Source organism: Pseudomonas sp. B21-053, from assembly GCF_026016365.1.
GTDB classification, from domain to species: Bacteria; Pseudomonadota; Gammaproteobacteria; order Pseudomonadales; family Pseudomonadaceae; genus Aquipseudomonas; species Aquipseudomonas nunensis.
The window spans coordinates 2,312,524-2,330,127 of record NZ_CP087205.1 but is presented as its reverse complement, the minus strand read 5'-3'; the positions used below and the strand labels follow the sequence as shown (position 1 = coordinate 2,330,127).

Here is a 17,604-nt window from a genome sequence, read left to right as displayed (position 1 = left end):
GCCTCAAACAATATTTTTGCGCGGCAGCAGCGTTACCCAATAACGCGTACGCGAATGCACCTCCAGCGGCAGGCTGGCCGCTAGCAACGCAAGGATGCGATCAGTGTCTTCCAGACGAAAACTGCCGGTGACGCGCAGGGATTCCAGTTCAGGTTCCCAGCGCAACACGCCAGGGCGATAGATGCTGAGCTCACGCAGAAAATCCCCCAGAGGCTGGTTCTGCGCCATCAGCACACCGTCACGCCAGCCTGGGGCGAGCACGTCGAATGGCTCGACAGCGCCGACGCCCATCGCCTGAAGGTTGACCTGCTGGCCGCCGCGCAACGAAAAGACCGGCCCGCGCAAAGGCTGCAACTGCACCGCGCCTTTAAGCACCGACACCTTGCACCCCGTCTGCCCCTGACGAACGCAGACTTCGCTCTGACTGACGATCACTTGCCCGAAGTGGGTCTGGATCGTCAGCGGCGAAGTCCCAGGCACGTTCAGCGCGATCTCGCCTTCCACGAGTTTAAGCAGCCGATTTTTCATGTCGATATCGACGGCGCTGGCGGTGTTTAATTGCAGCGTGCTGCCATCGGCCAACTGGACTTTCTTGCCCTCCCCGGTCGCCGTTCGCAGGTCGGCGCTCCAGACATCCAGCGGCAACTGTCGACTGATCAGCCAGGCAGTCGGCACCAGCGCCACCGCGCCGACAGCGCGTTTGAGGACGGTGCGCCGACTCGCTTGCGGCCGATCCAGACTGGCCATCGCCAGGGCTGGCGGCAGGTCGGCAAAACGCTGACGCAAGAGTTGCGCCTTTTGCCAGGCTTGTTCGTGACTGGAATGACTGTCGCGCCAGCTCTGCAACTCGGCGCGATCGCGCTCATTGGCAGAGCCGGACTCCATCAGCGCCAGCCACCGCGCGGCGGCCCGCACGACCTGGCGGGCTTCAGCCGAAGGTGCTGAACCGATCACAGCTCCACCAGCAGGCAATGTTCATAGGCTTGAGCCATATAGCGCTTGATCGTGCGTTCCGAGACTTGCAGGCGTTCGGCGATCTCTTGATAACCCAGGCCTTCGAGCTGACTCCAGAGAAACGCCCGTCGCACCGGGCTCGGCAAGCCATCGAGCAATTCGTCCAGGGCTTGCAGGGTTTCCAGCAGGATCCAGCGCTGCTCGGGGGATGGCACGCAGTCCTCGGGCAGCAGCGCCAATGCACTGAGATAGGCCTGCTCCAGGCTGCGGCGTTTGTAGAAGTTGGTCAGCAGGCGCTTGCCCACAGTCGCCAGGTAGGCGCGGGGTTCTTGCAGGTCGGCGATGCTCTGGGAGCTGGCGAGTAAACGCACGAACGTGTCCTGACTCAGGTCCGCGGCATCACTGCCGTTGCTCATGCGTCGTCTTAACCAACTCTCGAGCCAGCCCCGGTGGTCGCGGTACAGGTCGTGGAAGGTTTGCCCCGTCGGCATCGCTGCATCACTCATCTAATGGAACCCTGCGCGAAGAAATATTTTAAATGCGACTCATTCTAATTAGTGATGGGACTTCAAATAAAGCGCTTTGTGCGGTTTGCACCCAGTAAATACTTGAATAAATCAGTCACGAGAGGGGGATTTAGGCGTGCAAGCACCGGTTGATCAGGGCTGCGGGTATTTGAGAGGAATTATCACGAAACGTCAGAATTCATTGCAGATCGCGCCTGTTTGGCGGATGCGAATCCCTGAAGCGAGGGAAAAGGAGGGAAAAGCCAAATCGCAGACACAAAAAACCCCGGTCTTTCGACCAGGGTCTTTGCTATCGACTCGAAGTGGATACTGGCATGACCAGCGTCTTTCTTCGTAGCTTCAAGGCGTTCAGTGGGCCTTGAGGCAGATATGGCGCAGCGGACGGGACTCGAACCCGCGACCCCCGGCGTGACAGGCCGGTATTCTAACCGACTGAACTACCGCTGCGTATCGCTTTGGACTTGCGTCCAATTAACTCGTCTTACTGGAAGCTTCGAGGCTTTCAATCTCGAACCAGGTCAAAACCTGCTTCGGAAATATGGCGCAGCGGACGGGACTCGAACCCGCGACCCCCGGCGTGACAGGCCGGTATTCTAACCGACTGAACTACCGCTGCGCGTCGGTGGAGGCTTTTAAAAGCTTCCATCTTGCTTTCGCAAGACTCTCGGAAGTGGTGGGTGATGACGGGATCGAACCGCCGACATTCTGCTTGTAAGGCAGACGCTCTCCCAGCTGAGCTAATCACCCGTTTGCATCTCCGAGGCCGCGAAATTTACGCAGGTAGCGAACCTAAGTCAATAGCAGGATTGAAGTTTTTCTGAAAAAGACAAAATCGTGTCATTCCGGACGGGGTCGGTAACTGCCAGACCGCTTTCGCGAGCAGGCTCGCTCCCACAGTGGATCGCGTTATTCAGGCAGCATGCTTTGTAGTGTGGGAGCGAGCCTGCTCGCGAATACGACGGCACACTCAATATCAACGCTTCCACACCGAAGCGGACTACTCGCTGTAAATCATCTTCTTGGTCATGCCGCCATCCACCACGAACTCCTGGCCCGTGACGAAACCGGCGTTCCTGGATAACAACCACGCCACCATTGCCGCCACGTCCTCGACCGTCCCTACCCTGCCCGCCGGATGCTGGGCATGGTCGGCATCGGTCAACGGTTCGGCACGTCGTGCCGTTGGATCCCGGGCATCGATCCAGCCAGGGCTGACCGCATTGACGCGGATCTCCGGCCCCAGGCTGATCGCCAACGCATGAGTCAGGGCCAACAGACCACCCTTGCTCGCCGCGTAAGCCTCTGTGTCCGGTTCCGACTGCCCGGCGCGGGTCGAGGCCAGGTTGACGATTGCACCGTTGTGAGCACGCAGGTACGGCGCACAGTGCTTGGCCAGCAACATCGGCCCACTGAGGTTGACCGCCAATACGCGGTTCCAGTAGGCCAGATCGAGGCTTTCGAGGGTGATGTTGTGCGGATCAGCCACCGCCGCGTTGCACACCAGCGCATCCAGGCGCCCGAACTGCCCCAGCACTTCGGCGACGCCCAACGCGACCTGTCCTTCGTTCGAGACGTCCATGGCGATGAACCAGGCGTTGTCGCCCAGCACCTTCGCCACTTTCGAACCGCGCACGCGATCCAGATCCGTCAGCACCACTTGCCAGCCTTCGCTGATCAGCCAGGCCGCGATGCCCAGGCCGATACCGCGCGCGGCACCGGTGACCAGCGCCACACGACCATGGGTGCCCGTACTCGGCGTAGACAACTCGATCACAAGGCAGCCAACCCGCGTGCCAGATCGGCTTGCAGGTCGGCTACATCTTCCAGGCCGACCGCGATGCGGATCAGGCTGTCACGGATGCCCGCCGCTTCACGCTCTTGCGGCGCCAGACGGCCGTGGGAGGTGGTGCTCGGGTGGGTGATGGTGGTCTTGGTGTCGCCGAGGTTGGCGGTGATGGAAATCAAACGGGTCGCATCGATAAAGCGCCACGCGCCCTCTTTGCCGCCCTTGACCTCGAAACTCACGACCGCGCCGAAGCCCTTCTGCTGACGCAGGGCCAGTTCATGCTGCGGATGGCTCTTGAGGCCGGCGTAATGCACCTTCTCGATACCGTCCTGCTGCTCCAGCCATTCGGCCAGTTGCTGGGCGTTGGCACAGTGGGCCTTCATCCGCAGGTTCAGGGTTTCGAGGCCCTTGAGGAAAATCCAGGCATTAAACGGGCTGAGGGTCGGCCCGGCAGTGCGCAGGAAACCGACGATTTCTTTCATCTGCTCACTGCGACCAGCCACCACACCGCCCATGCAACGGCCCTGGCCGTCGATGAACTTGGTCGCCGAGTGCACAACGATGTCCGCACCCAGCTTCAACGGCTGCTGCAAGGCCGGCGTGCAGAAGCAGTTATCAACTACCAACATCGCGCCTTTGGCGTGAGCGATTTTCGACAGTTCGGCGATGTCCACCAACTCGGCCAGCGGGTTGGACGGGGACTCGACGAACAGCAACTTGGTGTTGGCCTTGATCGCCGCGTCCCAGCCGGACAGGTCCGCCAGCGGCACGTAGTCGACTTCGATGCCGAAGCGCTTGAAGTACTTCTCGAACAGACTGATGGTCGAGCCGAACACGCTGCGCGACACCAGCACGTGGTCGCCAGCGCTGCACAGGCTCATCACCACCGCCATGATCGCAGCCATGCCAGTGGCCGTGGCCACCGCTTGCTCGGCGCTTTCCAGCGCGGCGATACGCTCTTCGAACGCACGCACGGTCGGGTTGGTGTAGCGCGAGTAAACGTTACCCGGCACTTCACCGGAAAAACGCGCCGCCGCATCGGCAGCGGTGCGGAATACGTAGCTGGAAGTGAAGAACATCGGATCACCGTGTTCGCCTTCCGGCGTACGGTGCTGACCGGCGCGTACGGCCAGGGTATCGAACGCTACGCCATCGAGGTCGCTGTCCAGCCGACCGGCATCCCAATCCTGACTCATGCTGTCACTCCTTGCCTTGTTCTTTTGGTAGATACAAAACCGGCCCCTCAGGGCCGGTAATTACTCAGTTGTTATACAGATCAATGATCGCGCTGACTGCCTGGGTCTTGACCTTGGAGGCATCGTTACGCGCCTGCTCGATCTTGTTCAGGTAAGCCTCGTCGACGTCGCCGGTAACGTACTGGCCGTCGAACACTGCGCAATCGAACTTCTCGATCTTGATCTTGCCGCCACCGACCGCTTCGATCAAGTCAGGCAAGTCCTGATAGATCAGCCAGTCAGCACCGATCAGATCGGCCACGTCCTGAGTCGAACGGTTGTGGGCGATCAGCTCGTGAGCGCTCGGCATGTCGATACCGTAGACGTTCGGGTAGCGAACGGCCGGGGCCGCCGAGCAGAAGTAGACGTTTTTCGCGCCGGCTTCACGGGCCATCTGGATGATCTGCTTGCAGGTGGTGCCGCGAACGATCGAGTCGTCCACCAGCATCACGTTCTTGCCGCGGAATTCCAGTTCGATGGCGTTGAGCTTCTGGCGTACGGATTTTTTCCGTGCAGCCTGGCCCGGCATGATGAAGGTCCGGCCGATGTAGCGGTTCTTCACGAAGCCTTCGCGGAACTTGACGCCCAGGTGGTTCGCCAGCTCCAGGGCCGCAGTACGGCTGGTGTCCGGGATCGGGATGACCACGTCGATGTCGTGCTCAGGACGCTCGCGCAGGATCTTCTCGGCGAGTTTCTCGCCCATGCGCAGACGAGCCTTGTAGACCGACACGCCATCGATGATCGAGTCCGGACGCGCCAGGTAGACGTGTTCGAAGATGCACGGGGTCAGGGACGGGTTGGTCGCGCACTGACGGGTGTGCAGCTTGCCGTCTTCAGTGATGTAGACCGCTTCGCCCGGTGCCAGGTCGCGAATCAGGGTGAAACCGAGCACGTCCAGGGACACGCTTTCGGAGGCGATCATGTACTCGACGCCTTCGTCGGTGTGACGCTGACCGAAGACGATCGGGCGGATGCCGTGCGGGTCGCGGAAACCGACGATGCCGTAGCCGGTAATCATCGCCACGACCGCGTAACCACCGACGCAACGGTTGTGCACGTCAGTTACGGCGGCAAACACGTCTTCTTCGGTAGGCTGCAACTTGCCGCGCTGGGCCAGTTCGTGAGCGAACACGTTGAGCAGCACTTCCGAATCGGAGTTGGTGTTGACGTGGCGCAGGTCAGATTCGTAAATCTCCTTGGCCAGCTGTTCAACGTTGGTCAGGTTACCGTTGTGCGCCAGGGTAATGCCGTAAGGCGAGTTGACGTAAAACGGTTGAGCCTCGGCCGAAGTCGAGCTGCCCGCGGTCGGATAGCGCACATGGCCAATGCCCATGTGCCCGACCAGGCGCTGCATGTGACGCTGATGGAACACGTCACGCACAAGACCATTGTCCTTGCGCAGGAATAACCGGCCATCATGGCTGGTGACAATACCGGCAGCGTCCTGGCCGCGGTGCTGGAGCACGGTTAGCGCGTCATACAGCGCCTGATTGACGTTCGACTTACCGACGATACCGACGATGCCACACATGCGACGCAACCCCTACTTAATGGATCTGAACTGAACACCACTCACTGAGGCGTTTTGGCCGTCGGCAAGAGGTGATCCTTGAACGGAATTTCAGCGGGTACGCTGATTCCGCTGGCAAGCCACTGACTGCTCCACCCGAGGATCAGGTTTTTGGACCAGTCTGCGACCAATAAAAATTTTGGCACCAGCTGTGATTCTTTCCACCAGCTGTCCTGCTGTACCGGCCCCAGGCTCAACAGCCCGACCGCCACGACCACCAGCAACACGCCACGCGCGGCGCCGAAGGCCATGCCGAGGAATCGATCGGTCCCGGACAGCCCGGTGACGCGAACCAACTCGCCGATAAGATAATTGATCATTGCGCCTACGATTAACGTGGCGACAAACATGATGGCGCAGCCCGTGATCACACGAGCCGAAGGCGTTTCGATGTATCCGGCGAGGTACTCGGACAATGAACCACCGAACATCCAGGCGACGACTCCTGCGATGATCCAGGTCACCAGCGATAATGCTTCTTTAACGAAGCCGCGGCTCAGACTGATCAATGCGGAGATGGCGACGATTGCAACGATCGCCCAGTCAACCCAGGTAAATGGCACAGTGCAGCCTACAGACGGATAAGGCGGCGCATTTTAGCAGAGCCCATGCTTATCGGTAAGCTGCGATTGTCAGTGCATTTCAAATCGGGGCGATAGTATTAACCGCGTTCAGGCTGGAAGCGTACGACAAAACCTTTGAGGTTCTGCTGGCGACCCAACAAATCACGCAGGCGATCGGCTTCTGCACGCTCGATCAGCGGCCCGACAAACACCCGATTCTTGCCATCGGCGGTACGGATGTAGGCGTTGTAACCCTGGCTGCGCAGGGATTTCTGCAGGCTTTCGGCGCTGGCGCGGCTCGACAGACTGGCCAGTTGCACCGACCAACTGACTGACAAGCCATTGGCATCGACGCGGCTCTGGGTGGTGTCTGGTTTTGCCGGCGCGGCTGCAATCGGCTGGGCCGGTGCCGGTTTAGCGACAGGCGCAGGTGGCGGCGTTACCGGTTTTGCGGCAGGTGCCGGGGTCGAAACCACGGGAGCAGCCGGAGCAATCGGTGTCGATGGCGCTTGCTGATCGGCAATCTCGTCGTCGCTCGGCACGGGTTCCTGAGGCAAAACTTGCGGCTCAGGCACCACCACTGGCTCGACCTGCAACTGCGGCACCGACGGTGCTTGCGGCGCAGATGGCGCCTGCACCGTCACCTGACGCTGTTCGTCCTGACGGGAAAACAGCATCGGCAAGAAAATCACTGCCAGCGCGATCAGCACCAGGGCACCGACCATGCGCTGTTTGTACGCCTTATCCAGCAAAGCCATTTGCCGCTTCCTCCGTGGAGCGCCGGGCCAGCCATTCAAGGGCCTCGGCAACACAATAAAATGATCCGAACAACAGAATCTCGTCGTCGCTCGTCGCCAGTGCGCACTGCCCTTCCAGGGCGGCCGCCACACTGCCATAGGACGTTACCGACGCGCCAAGGTTCTGCAAGGCCGCGTGTAAATCCGCAACCGGGCGCGCCCGTGGAGAATCCAGTGGCGCGACAGCCCATGACTGGACACTAGCATTCAATTCGCCGACAACACCATCCAGATCCTTGTCCGCCAGCAATCCGAACACCGCCAGACGCTTGCCAACCGGTGGACGACTGGCCAGGCGCCGGGCCAGATACTCTGCCGCATGCGGGTTATGCCCCACATCCAGCAACACATTCAGCTGTTTGCCCTGCCACTCGAACTGCCGGCGATCGAGACGACCGACGATCCGTGTAGCTTTCAACGCCTCAATAATCTGCGCATCGACCCACGGCAAACCGAGCAGCAAGTAAGCCTGCAGCGCCAGCGCCGCGTTTTCCATCGGCAGGTCCAGCAACGGCAAGTCATGCAACTCGACCACGCGCACTTGAGCGTCGAGGCCGCGCCATTGCCAGTTTTTATCGGTGATGCCGAGGTCGAAATCACGCCCACGCAGGAAAAACGGGCAAGCCAGCTCGCGCGCTTTGTCCAGCAGGGGTTGGGGAGGATTCAGATCGCCACACAGCGCAGGCGCGCCCTGGCGGAAAATGCCGGCCTTCTCGAAGGCCACGGACTCACGGGTATCACCCAGGTAATCGGCGTGATCGACGCCGATGCTGGTGACCAGCGCGATATCGGCATCCACCACGTTGACCGTGTCCAGACGCCCGCCCAGGCCGACTTCCAGCACAACGGCATCGAGACTGGCCTGTTGAAACAGCCAGAACGCCGCCAGGGTACCCATTTCGAAGTAAGTCAGGGTCGTCTCGCCACGGCCGGCCTCGACTGCAGCAAAGGCTTCGCACAGCTCGGCATCAGAAGCTTCAACGCCGTTGACCTGCACCCGCTCGTTGTAACGCAGCAGGTGCGGAGAACTGTAGACACCAACGTTCAAGCCCTGGGCCCGCAGCAACGAAGCCACGAACGCACAGGTGGAACCCTTGCCGTTGGTGCCGGTGACCGTAATCACCCGAGGCGCCGGCTTGCCCAGTCCCATGCGGGACGCTACCTGTTGCGAGCGCGCCAGGCCCATGTCGATGGCCGAAGGGTGCAACTGCTCAAGGTAGGCGAGCCACTCGCCAAGGGTACGTTGGGTCATATGTTGGCAGGTACCGGCGGAACCACGATTGGCTCGATTGGCGCGGCGACGAATTTCGGCGTCGGCAGCCCCATCATTTGTGCCAGCAGGTTACCCAGGCGCGGACGCAGTTCCTGACGGTGAATGATCATGTCGATCGCGCCGTGTTCCAGCAGGAACTCGCTGCGCTGGAAGCCTTCCGGCAGTTTTTCACGCACGGTCTGCTCGATTACGCGCGGACCGGCGAAACCGATCAGGGCTTTCGGCTCACCGACGATCACGTCGCCAAGCATCGCCAGACTGGCGGAAACGCCGCCGTAGACCGGGTCGGTCAGTACCGAGATAAACGGAATGCCTTCTTCACGCAGACGCGCCAGTACCGCGGAGGTCTTGGCCATTTGCATCAGCGAGATCAGGGCTTCCTGCATCCGCGCACCACCGGAGGCGGCGAAGCAGATCATCGGGCACTTGTTTTCCAGCGCGTAGTTGGCGGCGCGAACAAAGCGCTCACCAACGATGGCGCCCATGGAACCACCCATGAAGGAGAATTCGAACGCCGAAACAACCACCGGCATGCCCAGCAGGGTGCCGCTCATGGAGATCAGTGCGTCTTTTTCGCCAGTCGCCTTCTGCGCAGCGGTCAGGCGATCCTTGTACTTCTTGCCGTCGCGGAATTTCAGACGGTCAACCGGCTCCAGGTCAGCGCCCAGTTCGGCACGGCCTTCAGCGTCGAGGAAGATGTCGATACGGGCGCGGGCGCCGATACGCATGTGGTGGTTGCACTTGGGGCAAACGTCCAGGGTCTTTTCCAGCTCTGGACGATACAGCACAGCCTCGCAAGACGGGCATTTGTGCCAAAGACCTTCAGGCACCGAGCTCTTCTTGACCTCGGAACGCATGATCGAAGGGATCAGTTTGTCTACTAACCAGTTGCTCATGCTTTCTTTCTCCAGTACCGGCGGCCCGAACGCTTTGGTTCGCAGCCCCGCGTATGCCCTTGAGCTAAATTCATGTGTATGGCGATGATCAGCGGATTGCCGGGTCAGGGAAACTGACCTGCGTACATCCCAAAAACCCTCAGCCGTGCCTGCTTTCGTGCAAGTGAAGTTATGGACGGCGGCAGTTAGCCAGCCGTCACATCACGTACCGCTTTGATAAATGCGCGGATCTTTGCGTGATCCTTGATGCCTTTGCTCGCCTCTACTCCACCACTGACATCCACCGCATACGGCCGGACCCGGGCAATCGCCTCGGCAACGTTTTCAGGGTTGAGCCCGCCCGCGAGAATGATCGGCTTGCTCAAGCCTTGCGGTATCAATGACCAGTCGAACGCTTCGCCGGTTCCGCCCGGCACCCCTTCGACATAGGCATCAAGCAGGATACCGCTGGCACTCGGAAACGCATCGCATGCCGCCGCAATATCATCCCCGGCCTTGACCCGCAGGGCCTTGATGTACGGTCGATGCCAGCCTTCGCATTCGTCAGCGGTTTCGTCACCGTGGAACTGCAGCAGGTCCAGCGGCACCGCGTCGAGGATCTCGCCCAACTCGCAGCGACTGACATTGACGAACAAACCCACGGTGGTCACGAACGGCGGCAAGGCCTTGATAATCGCCCTCGCCTGCTGAAACGTCACCGCCCGTGGGCTCTTGGCGTAAAACACAAACCCGATGGCATCGGCCCCGGCCTCGACTGCCGCCAGCGCATCTTCTATGCGGGTAATCCCACAAATCTTGCTGCGAACGGCTGACATGTCGATAAAACCCCAGGGCGAATCCGAGAAAGTCCCGGATGGTAACAAATGCGTTCGAGGGCGTCAGCCGTCAAGTTCGGCGAAACCGGTCAAGAAGTGCGGCCCAATGTAACGCTCGGGCAACTGGAACTCATCGCGGTATTCCACCTGCACCAGATACAGGCCGTACGGGTGCGCCGTCACGCCGCCGGAACGGCGAATGCGGCTCTCCAGCACTTCTTTCATCCACTCCACCGGGCGCTCGCCGGAGCCAATGGTCATCAGTACCCCGGCGATGTTGCGCACCATGTGATGCAGGAAAGCGCTGGCGCGGATATCGAGCACGATCATCTTGCCGTGCCGCGTCACCCGCAGGTGGTGCAATTCCTTGATCGGCGACTTGGCCTGGCATTGCCCAGCGCGAAAGGCGCTGAAGTCGTGCGTGCCCACCAGGTACTGCGCGGCTTCGGCCATGCGCTCGACGTCCAGCGGACGGTGGTTCCAGGTGATTTCTTCGTTCAGGTGCGCCGGGCGGATCTGATCGTTGTAGATCACGTAGCGATAGCGCCGGGCGATGGCCTTGAACCGCGCATGAAAATGCGCCGGCATGACCTGCGCCCAACTGACGCTGACGTCGTGGGGCAAATTGATGTTGGCGCCCATGACCCAGGCTTTCAGCGAGCGCTCGACCTGGGTATCGAAATGCACCACTTGACCGCAGGCATGCACGCCCGCATCGGTGCGCCCGGCGCAATGCAGCGACACCGGCGAATCGGCGACTTTGGACAAGGCGTTTTCGAGGGTTTCCTGCACGGTCAGCACGCCAGAGGCCTGACGCTGCCAGCCGCGATAACGCGAGCCTTTGTATTCAACGCCCAACGCGACCCGGAAAAAGCCGTCGGCCGCCATTTCAGCGGCCGGATTATCTATATTTGCCAAGGGGTGACAGCCTGCTGATCTACGCAAAGGCGGGCATTATAAGGCCGCAGGTCGATGACGCCAGAGCTGTGTGGCGTTTGGACCATTGCATCGCTCCCGCCGACTTCGCTATATAGATGACTACACAACGAAAACATAAAACCGAGACCTGATGATGACCGCCACCCTAAAAGAAGCCGTAGGCCTGGCTTATAGCCTGGACGGCATGCTCCACGCCAAACGCAAGACCTGGGAAGCCATCGAAGAAATGGCCCGCCGCGTCAAACCCGGCATGCTGGAATCCGAAGCCCAGGCGATGAGTCTCGAAGTGCTGAACGAACTGGGCATGGACCGCATCTGGCACCCATCAAAGATTCGTTTTGGCGAAAACACCCTGAAAACCTTCAAGCAGCGCTCCGACGGTGATCCGGTGCTGGCGCAAAACGATATTTTCTTTATCGACCTCGGCGTGGTCTGGGATCGTCACGAAGGCGATTCAGGCGCGACCTTCACGGTCGGCGACGATCCCGAGATGAAGGCGTGTGCCGTGGCGGCAAAAACCCTGTTTGATCAGGTTCACGAGTACTGGCGCACGCAACAGGTGGCCGGCCCCGAGCTGTATCGCTATGCCGATGAGCAAGCGACGGCGATGGGCTGGAAGCTGAACCTGGAGATCAAGGGGCATCGAGTCAGCGATTTCCCCCATGCGATTTATCGTGCGGGGGATTTGGGCAATTTCGAAGACTGCCCGAATGTCGGGTTGTGGATTCTGGAGATCCAGATTGCCCACCCTACCCGGCCGTTTGGTGCGTTTTATGAGGATCTGTTGGCCTGATTAGCGCAGTAGATCCCCTTGTGGGAGCGGGCTTGCTCGCGAAGGCGGTGTGTCAGTCACCATCAATGCTGAATGACACACCGCATTCGCGAGCAAGCCCGCTCCCACAGGGAATTCGCGGTGATACAGAAACAAAAACGGCAGCCCCGATGGGCTGCCGTTTTGTTTACAACTGACTTAACCATCAAGCCAGGCGCGAAAGCATTTCCTTGGCTTCGCTCTTCTGCCCTGCATCACCCTCGGTCACCACTTCGTTGAGGATGTCACGGGCGCCGTCGTTGTCGCCCATGTCGATGTAGGCCTGGGCCAGATCGAGTTTGGTGGCGACTTCATCGGTGCCGGAGAGGAAATCGAATTCCGGCTCGTCAGCCACCAAGGCGGCCGCGTCTTCGGCGGTGAAGGTAGGCTCGTTGATGGTCTGGGACAGACGATCCAGCTCGGCGTTGACGTCATCCAGCTCAGCCGCGAACGCATCCTTGGGCTCAGGAACGTCCATTTCGTCAGCCAGGGACAGGTCGAAATCGGCCGGCAGTTCCAGGTCATCCAGCGCCGCTTCGTTCACGGTTGGCGCATCGACAGGAGGCAGGTCTTTGACGCCTTCGTCCAGGTCCAGCAGGAAATCGTCTTCGGCCAGGGTCGCTGGCGAAGCATCGCCACCGAGGTCCAGGTCCAGATCGAAGTCCGACAGGTCGTCGAGGTTTTCCTTGATGTCGGTCTGCTGCTGCAGCACCGACTCAAAGCTCAGGTCGTCGTCCAGCGGGAATTCGTCCAGCTCGGCCAAAGGTTCCGGCACTGGCGTTGGAGCAACCACTGCCGGAGAAGCGTTTTCCAGATCATCCAGGCTCAAGTCGAACGCGCTGTCGAGATCGTCTTCAGCCACAGGAGTTGGCGCTTCAGGTTCATCCAGCAGCAGGTCCTTGACGTACTGGGCGTCCAGTTCGGCGGCAATGGCAGTGGCAGCGATACCACCGGCCGCCGCAAGGGCCATGGCCGGGAAACGGCTTTTCAGCTGTTCGACCTGGGCGAAGTTATCGCCATTGGCCACCAGTTGGCGTTCCTGCGCGACGAACGCATCACGATCGCCTTGCTGACCGTAGACTTCCATCAGCTTCAGGCGCAGATCACTGCGTTGCGGTTCTTGCTTGATGCCGTCTTCAAGCAACGCGGCTGCCTGATTCAGGCGACCCGCGTTGATGTGCGACTGGGCGTGGCTCAGTACGTCATCGTTGCGCTCGGCGGCTGGCGAAACCAGCGGTGCGGCGATCGGCGGAGTGACGATGACCGGCGCAATCACCGGAGCCGGAGCTGGCGGAGGTACTGGCGCCCCTGGCTTGGTGAGCGTCACCGCTGGCGGCGGAACTTCAAGGCCTTCGAAGCTGCTTTCCGGCAAGTCTTGCTCGGTGGAAAACTCTTGCTCTTCAGCCAGGGCACGCGCCATACGCAGGTGCTTTTCGGCTTCTTGCTGGGCTTTGCGGCGACGGGCCAGCAGCAACAGCAACAGCAGCAGGACGATGGCACCACCGCCCACCAGACCCAGCAGGATCGGGTTGGTCAGCAGGTCATTGAATTTCTGGTTGTCGGACGCGGCAGGCGTCGGTTCGACTGGGGTTTCAGCCGGGGCCGGTGTGGCCTCCGGTGCGGTCACCACAGGCGCAGGCGTAACCGGAGCCGTGGCAGTCGGTGCAGCTTCAGCCGGGGTTGCCGCCGGTGCAGGAGCAGGCGTCAGTTCCGCCGAGATCGCCGGAGCAGCAGCCGTCGCCGCTGGAGCTGCCGGAGCAGCAGCGCCTTCAGCCTGCAACTTGGCCAGTTGATTGTTTTTCAGCTCGATCAGGCGTTGCAGCTTGTCCAGCTGACTTTGCAGATCGGTCATGCGGCTTTTCAGTTCGGCGTTGTCACGACGGGTCGTGTCGAGGCTTTCCTGGGTCACCGCCAGTTTGTTGCTCAAATTCTTGGCATCACCGGCGGCACCCTTGCGGCCCTTGCCGGATTCGGCAGACACCAGGCTCAGCTTGTCTTTCGCTGCCTGGGTCGGAGTGGTATCGGCACTCCCACGCTTGGTGGCATCGAGTTGCTGCTGGCCGGTGCCAGGCTTGGCCACATAGCGACGGCCCTGGCGCCACGCGGTGTTCTGCGCGGCGACTTCAGCGATGGCCTTGGGTTGCGGCAGGCTGGTGCTTTGCACCTGATCCGGCATGCGCAGGACCTGGCCGGTTTTCAGCAGGTTGATGTTGCCGTTGATGAACGCATCCGGGTTCAGCGCCTGGATGGCCAGCATGGTCTGTTGCACCGAGCCGCCATTGCGCGCCTTGGCCGCGATTTCCCACAGGGTATCGCGCGGCGTGGTGGTGTAGGTCGATGGCTTGGTGGCACCGGTCATCGGTGCGGTCACTGCCTGGGACGGCGCAGGTTGGGCGGCGGCATCGGCAGTTTGCGGCGAGAATTTGGACGGATCGAGCAGCACGCTGTAATCGCGCAGCAAGCGACCGTTAGGCCACATCACCTGAACCAGGAATTTCACCATCGGTTCGGAGAGCGGTTTGCTGGAGGTCACGCGCAGAATGCTTTTGCCGCTGGCGTTGAGCACCGGGGTGAACGTCAGGTCGTTGAGAAACGCCTGGCGATCAACCCCGGCCTTGGCGAAATCTTCTGGCGAGGCCAGGCTCGGCACCACTTCGGCAGCGGTGAGGTCCTTGACGTCGAGCAGCTCGATTTCTGCGACCAGGGGCTGGTTCAGCGTCGATTTCAGGGTCAGTTCCCCGAGCCCGAGAGCATGCGCCATACCGGAGGACAGCGCCGAGGCGGCCGCTATTGCTAACACCAGTTTGCGAACTTGAACCATAGCCTCATCCTTTGTTTGAACATTCCTCGGCCAGCGAGAAGGTATTGAAAGTCGCTGCCGTAAGGCATTGCGCGCGGCGGCGAAGGGTCGTCGCGCGCGATCATTTCTTTGATGCCCCGGAAAGTCCCGTAGGGTGACTTGCCTTTAGCACTCCGGCCAAGCATAGCGCTCGGCTAGAATCATTCGACAAATTGTTGCCAAGTATCTTTTACAGCAGGTCTTTTATCAACAATTCAGCCACCTGCACAGCATTGAGCGCCGCGCCTTTGCGTACGTTATCTGACGTCAGCCACAAATTAAGTTCCGACAGGTCGTCGACACCGCTGCGTACCCGACCAACGTAGACCACATCCTGCCCGACCGCATCACCTACCGGTGTCGGGTAATCGCCGGCTTCCACCAGTTCGATACCCGGCGCGTCTTCCAGGGCGGCGTTGACTTTGGCCAGGTCGACCGCGCTCGCTGACTGCAAGGTCACGCTAAAGCTATCGCCAAAAAACACCGGGGCTTGAATGCAAGTTGCGGAAATCTTTAATAAAGGTAGCGCCATGACCTGACGCAGCTCTCGCACCAGGCGTTTTTCCAGCAGCGTATGACCTTGCTCGTCAGGTTTGCCGACCTGGGCCAGCAGGTTGAACGCCATCTGCCGATCGAAGAATGTCGGCTCCAGCGGACGCACGTTGAGCAGCTCGGCGGTCTGCCGGGCCAGTTCGGTCACGGCTTCGCGGCCCTGGGCGGAGACGGCCAGGCTGGCGGTCACGTTGACCCATTGCAGGTCGATCACGTCGAGCAAAGGCGCGAGCACCACGGCCAATGTGGTGGCCGACGGGCTCGGGCTGCTGACCTGGAATGGCTTTTTCAGGCCAGCCAGAACATGGGCATTGGCTTCCGGCACGATTTGCGGCGCTTCATCGGCCGACAGTGCGCCGGACAGGTCGATCAGCGAGCAACCGGCCGCGCGGGCACGGGAAGCGAAGCTCAGGGTGACTGCCGGGCCGGCGGCGAAGAACACCAACTGAACCTTGCTGAAATCGAACTCATCGACTTCGCGCACCCGCACGTTCTTGCCGCGAAACGGCACCGAATGCCCGGCGGATTCGCTGCTGGCCAGCAGGTGCAGGTTGGCGACAGGGAAGTCCCGCTCTTCGAGAATCTGCACGAGCGTTTCGCCGACAGTACCGGTGGCGCCGATCACGGCAATATCGAAGGACTGGCTCATGGTTCTACCTCTGGCGAAACGGGGGGAGCGGCACTTTACCGGGTGGGTGGCGTACAGGCAATTCGGTCGGGGATTTGTGGTGGCTGTGCAGGCCTCTTCGCGGGCAAGCCTCGCTCCTACAGGTTCAGTGTCGTTCGTAAAATATGACACAACCTGTAGGAGCGAGGCTTGCCCGCGAAGAGGACCTCACTGGCGACACATCACCCATAAAAAAACCCGTGCATCTTTCAAGGCACGGGTTCTTTCACAGCTTTAAACGATCAACGCTCAAGCAGGATCCGCAGCATGCGACGCAGCGGTTCGGCCGCGCCCCACAGCAGTTGGTCGCCCACGGTGAAAGCGCCAACGTACTGGGTGCCCATGTTCAGCTTGCGCAGGCGGCCAACCGGTACGTTCAGGGTGCCGGTGACTTTCGTCGGGCTCAGTTCCTGGATGCTGGCTTCGCGGTTGTTCGGCACCAGCTTGACCCAAGGATTGTGCTGGCTGATCAGCCCTTCGATATCAGCGATCGGCACGTCTTTGTTCAGCTTGATGGTCAGCGCCTGGCTGTGGCAGCGCATGGCGCCGATGCGCACGCAGATGCCATCGACCGGGATCGGGCTCTTGAAGCGGCCGAGGATCTTGTTGGTCTCGGCCTGGGCCTTCCACTCTTCGCGGCTCTGGCCGTTCGGCAGTTCCTTGTCGATCCACGGGATCAGGCTGCCGGCCAGCGGTACGCCGAAGTTTTCAGTCGGGTACGCGTCGCTGCGCATGGCTTCGGCCACGCGACGGTCGATGTCGAGGATCGCGCTGGCCGGATCGGCCAGTTGATCGGCGACAGCGGCGTGGGTCGCGCCCATTTGCTTGATCAGTTCACGCATGTTCTGCGCGCCGGCACCGGAGGCCGCCTGATAAGTCATGGCGCTCATCCACTCGACCAGGCCGGCTTCGAACAGACCGCCCAGGCCCATCAGCATCAGGCTGACGGTGCAGTTGCCGCCGATGTAGTTCTTGGTGCCCGCGTCGAGCTGCTGGTCGATGACCTTGCGGTTCACCGGGTCCAGCACGATGACCGCGTCATCCTGCATGCGCAGGCTGGAAGCGGCGTCGATCCAGTAACCCTGCCAGCCGGCTTCGCGCAGTTTCGGGAAGACTTCGCTGGTGTAGTCGCCACCCTGGCAGGTCAGAATCACGTCGAGGGTCTTCAGCTCTTCAATGCTGTAAGCGTCCTTGAGCGGAGCAATGTCCTTGCCCACGGACGGGCCTTGGCCACCGACATTGGAAGTGGTGAAAAACACCGGCTCGATAAGATCGAAATCCTGCTCTTCCAGCATCCGCTGCATGAGCACGGAACCGACCATACCGCGCCAACCGATCAGACCTACACGTTTCATCGCAACTACACCTTCTTTAAAAAGT

The 17,604-nt window shown here is 60.7% G+C and carries 15 protein-coding genes and 3 tRNA genes; 1 reads left to right on the top strand and 17 read right to left on the bottom strand.

Annotated features, from left to right (window positions below; translation table 11 throughout):
- Window positions 1-3: 3 nt before the first annotated feature.
- The 14 genes from LOY68_RS10710 to truA form a co-directional block, all read right to left on the bottom strand.
- Window positions 4-954 carry a FecR domain-containing protein gene (locus LOY68_RS10710; RefSeq protein WP_265044462.1) on the bottom strand — a complete coding sequence of 317 codons (951 nt, stop codon included), beginning with the start codon at window positions 952-954 and terminating at the stop codon, window positions 4-6.
- Window positions 951-1,460 (bottom strand): sigma-70 family RNA polymerase sigma factor, encoded by a 510-nt coding sequence (locus LOY68_RS10705; RefSeq protein WP_054052949.1) that lies wholly within the window; start codon window positions 1,458-1,460, stop codon window positions 951-953. Before LOY68_RS10705 ends, LOY68_RS10710 begins: the two co-directional genes overlap by 4 nt.
- Before the next feature lie 391 nt (window positions 1,461-1,851).
- Window positions 1,852-1,928: transfer RNA gene (locus LOY68_RS10700), tRNA-Asp, on the bottom strand.
- Window positions 1,929-2,020: 92 nt separating this feature from the next.
- Window positions 2,021-2,097 (bottom strand) — tRNA-Asp (locus tag LOY68_RS10695).
- Window positions 2,098-2,152: 55 nt separating this feature from the next.
- Window positions 2,153-2,228 (bottom strand) — tRNA-Val (locus tag LOY68_RS10690).
- A 250-nt stretch (window positions 2,229-2,478) separates the two neighbouring features.
- Complete coding sequence (locus LOY68_RS10685; RefSeq protein WP_054052947.1) at window positions 2,479-3,255, bottom strand: SDR family oxidoreductase; 777 nt, start codon at window positions 3,253-3,255, stop codon at window positions 2,479-2,481.
- Window positions 3,252-4,463, bottom strand: a complete 1,212-nt coding sequence (locus tag LOY68_RS10680) for an O-succinylhomoserine sulfhydrylase (RefSeq protein ID WP_054615508.1) — start codon at window positions 4,461-4,463, stop codon at window positions 3,252-3,254. Before LOY68_RS10680 ends, LOY68_RS10685 begins: the two co-directional genes overlap by 4 nt.
- Before the next feature lie 64 nt (window positions 4,464-4,527).
- Complete coding sequence (purF, locus tag LOY68_RS10675) at window positions 4,528-6,033, bottom strand: amidophosphoribosyltransferase (protein ID WP_131059546.1); 1,506 nt, start codon at window positions 6,031-6,033, stop codon at window positions 4,528-4,530.
- A 41-nt stretch (window positions 6,034-6,074) separates the two neighbouring features.
- A complete protein-coding gene (locus LOY68_RS10670; RefSeq protein WP_054615509.1) occupies window positions 6,075-6,635 on the bottom strand; it encodes a CvpA family protein in 561 nt (186 codons plus the stop codon).
- Window positions 6,636-6,733: 98 nt separating this feature from the next.
- On the bottom strand, window positions 6,734-7,393 hold the full coding sequence (locus tag LOY68_RS10665; protein WP_054615510.1) for an SPOR domain-containing protein: 660 nt from the start codon (window positions 7,391-7,393) through the stop codon (window positions 6,734-6,736).
- Window positions 7,377-8,684 carry a bifunctional tetrahydrofolate synthase/dihydrofolate synthase gene (folC, locus tag LOY68_RS10660; RefSeq protein WP_265044458.1) on the bottom strand — a complete coding sequence of 436 codons (1,308 nt, stop codon included), beginning with the start codon at window positions 8,682-8,684 and terminating at the stop codon, window positions 7,377-7,379. Before folC ends, LOY68_RS10665 begins: the two co-directional genes overlap by 17 nt.
- The gene (gene accD, locus LOY68_RS10655) at window positions 8,681-9,601 is read right to left on the bottom strand and encodes an acetyl-CoA carboxylase, carboxyltransferase subunit beta (protein ID WP_054052935.1); all 921 of its coding nucleotides are present in this window, start codon (window positions 9,599-9,601) and stop codon (window positions 8,681-8,683) included. Before accD ends, folC begins: the two co-directional genes overlap by 4 nt.
- A gap of 185 nt (window positions 9,602-9,786) precedes the next feature.
- Window positions 9,787-10,416 carry a phosphoribosylanthranilate isomerase gene (locus tag LOY68_RS10650; protein ID WP_054052933.1) on the bottom strand — a complete coding sequence of 210 codons (630 nt, stop codon included), beginning with the start codon at window positions 10,414-10,416 and terminating at the stop codon, window positions 9,787-9,789.
- A 63-nt stretch (window positions 10,417-10,479) separates the two neighbouring features.
- On the bottom strand, window positions 10,480-11,304 hold the full coding sequence (truA, locus tag LOY68_RS10645) for a tRNA pseudouridine(38-40) synthase TruA (protein ID WP_054052931.1): 825 nt from the start codon (window positions 11,302-11,304) through the stop codon (window positions 10,480-10,482).
- A gap of 184 nt (window positions 11,305-11,488) precedes the next feature.
- Here truA and LOY68_RS10640 point away from each other — a divergent pair, with 184 nt between their 5' ends.
- On the top strand, window positions 11,489-12,148 hold the full coding sequence (locus LOY68_RS10640) for an aminopeptidase P family protein (protein WP_265044456.1): 660 nt from the start codon (window positions 11,489-11,491) through the stop codon (window positions 12,146-12,148).
- A 184-nt stretch (window positions 12,149-12,332) separates the two neighbouring features.
- On the opposite strand, the gene LOY68_RS10630 is transcribed toward LOY68_RS10640, so the two are convergent.
- The 3 genes from LOY68_RS10630 to asd form a co-directional block, all read right to left on the bottom strand.
- Window positions 12,333-14,987: a FimV/HubP family polar landmark protein gene (locus LOY68_RS10630; RefSeq protein ID WP_265044455.1), complete on the bottom strand. Its 2,655-nt coding sequence runs from the start codon at window positions 14,985-14,987 to the stop codon at window positions 12,333-12,335.
- A gap of 208 nt (window positions 14,988-15,195) precedes the next feature.
- Entirely contained in the window at window positions 15,196-16,206 is a 1,011-nt protein-coding gene (locus tag LOY68_RS10625) for an aspartate-semialdehyde dehydrogenase (protein ID WP_265044453.1), read from the bottom strand.
- Window positions 16,207-16,466: 260 nt separating this feature from the next.
- Complete coding sequence (gene asd / locus LOY68_RS10620; RefSeq protein WP_054052925.1) at window positions 16,467-17,579, bottom strand: aspartate-semialdehyde dehydrogenase; 1,113 nt, start codon at window positions 17,577-17,579, stop codon at window positions 16,467-16,469.
- Window positions 17,580-17,604: the final 25 nt, after the last annotated feature.

Coding starts and splice junctions, on each gene's coding strand:
- truA (WP_054052931.1), bottom strand. CDS start 11,304: ATGGCGGCCGACGGCTTTTTCCGGGTCGCGTTGGGCGTTGAATACAAA.
- LOY68_RS10640 (WP_265044456.1), top strand. CDS start 11,489: ATGACCGCCACCCTAAAAGAAGCCGTAGGCCTGGCTTATAGCCTGGAC.
- LOY68_RS10705 (WP_054052949.1), bottom strand. CDS start 1,460: ATGAGTGATGCAGCGATGCCGACGGGGCAAACCTTCCACGACCTGTAC.
- purF (WP_131059546.1), bottom strand. CDS start 6,033: ATGTGTGGCATCGTCGGTATCGTCGGTAAGTCGAACGTCAATCAGGCG.
- accD (WP_054052935.1), bottom strand. CDS start 9,601: ATGAGCAACTGGTTAGTAGACAAACTGATCCCTTCGATCATGCGTTCC.
- asd (WP_054052925.1), bottom strand. CDS start 17,579: ATGAAACGTGTAGGTCTGATCGGTTGGCGCGGTATGGTCGGTTCCGTG.
- LOY68_RS10630 (WP_265044455.1), bottom strand. CDS start 14,987: ATGGTTCAAGTTCGCAAACTGGTGTTAGCAATAGCGGCCGCCTCGGCG.
- LOY68_RS10680 (WP_054615508.1), bottom strand. CDS start 4,463: ATGAGTCAGGATTGGGATGCCGGTCGGCTGGACAGCGACCTCGATGGC.
- LOY68_RS10625 (WP_265044453.1), bottom strand. CDS start 16,206: ATGAGCCAGTCCTTCGATATTGCCGTGATCGGCGCCACCGGTACTGTC.
- LOY68_RS10650 (WP_054052933.1), bottom strand. CDS start 10,416: ATGTCAGCCGTTCGCAGCAAGATTTGTGGGATTACCCGCATAGAAGAT.
- folC (WP_265044458.1), bottom strand. CDS start 8,684: ATGACCCAACGTACCCTTGGCGAGTGGCTCGCCTACCTTGAGCAGTTG.
- LOY68_RS10665 (WP_054615510.1), bottom strand. CDS start 7,393: ATGGCTTTGCTGGATAAGGCGTACAAACAGCGCATGGTCGGTGCCCTG.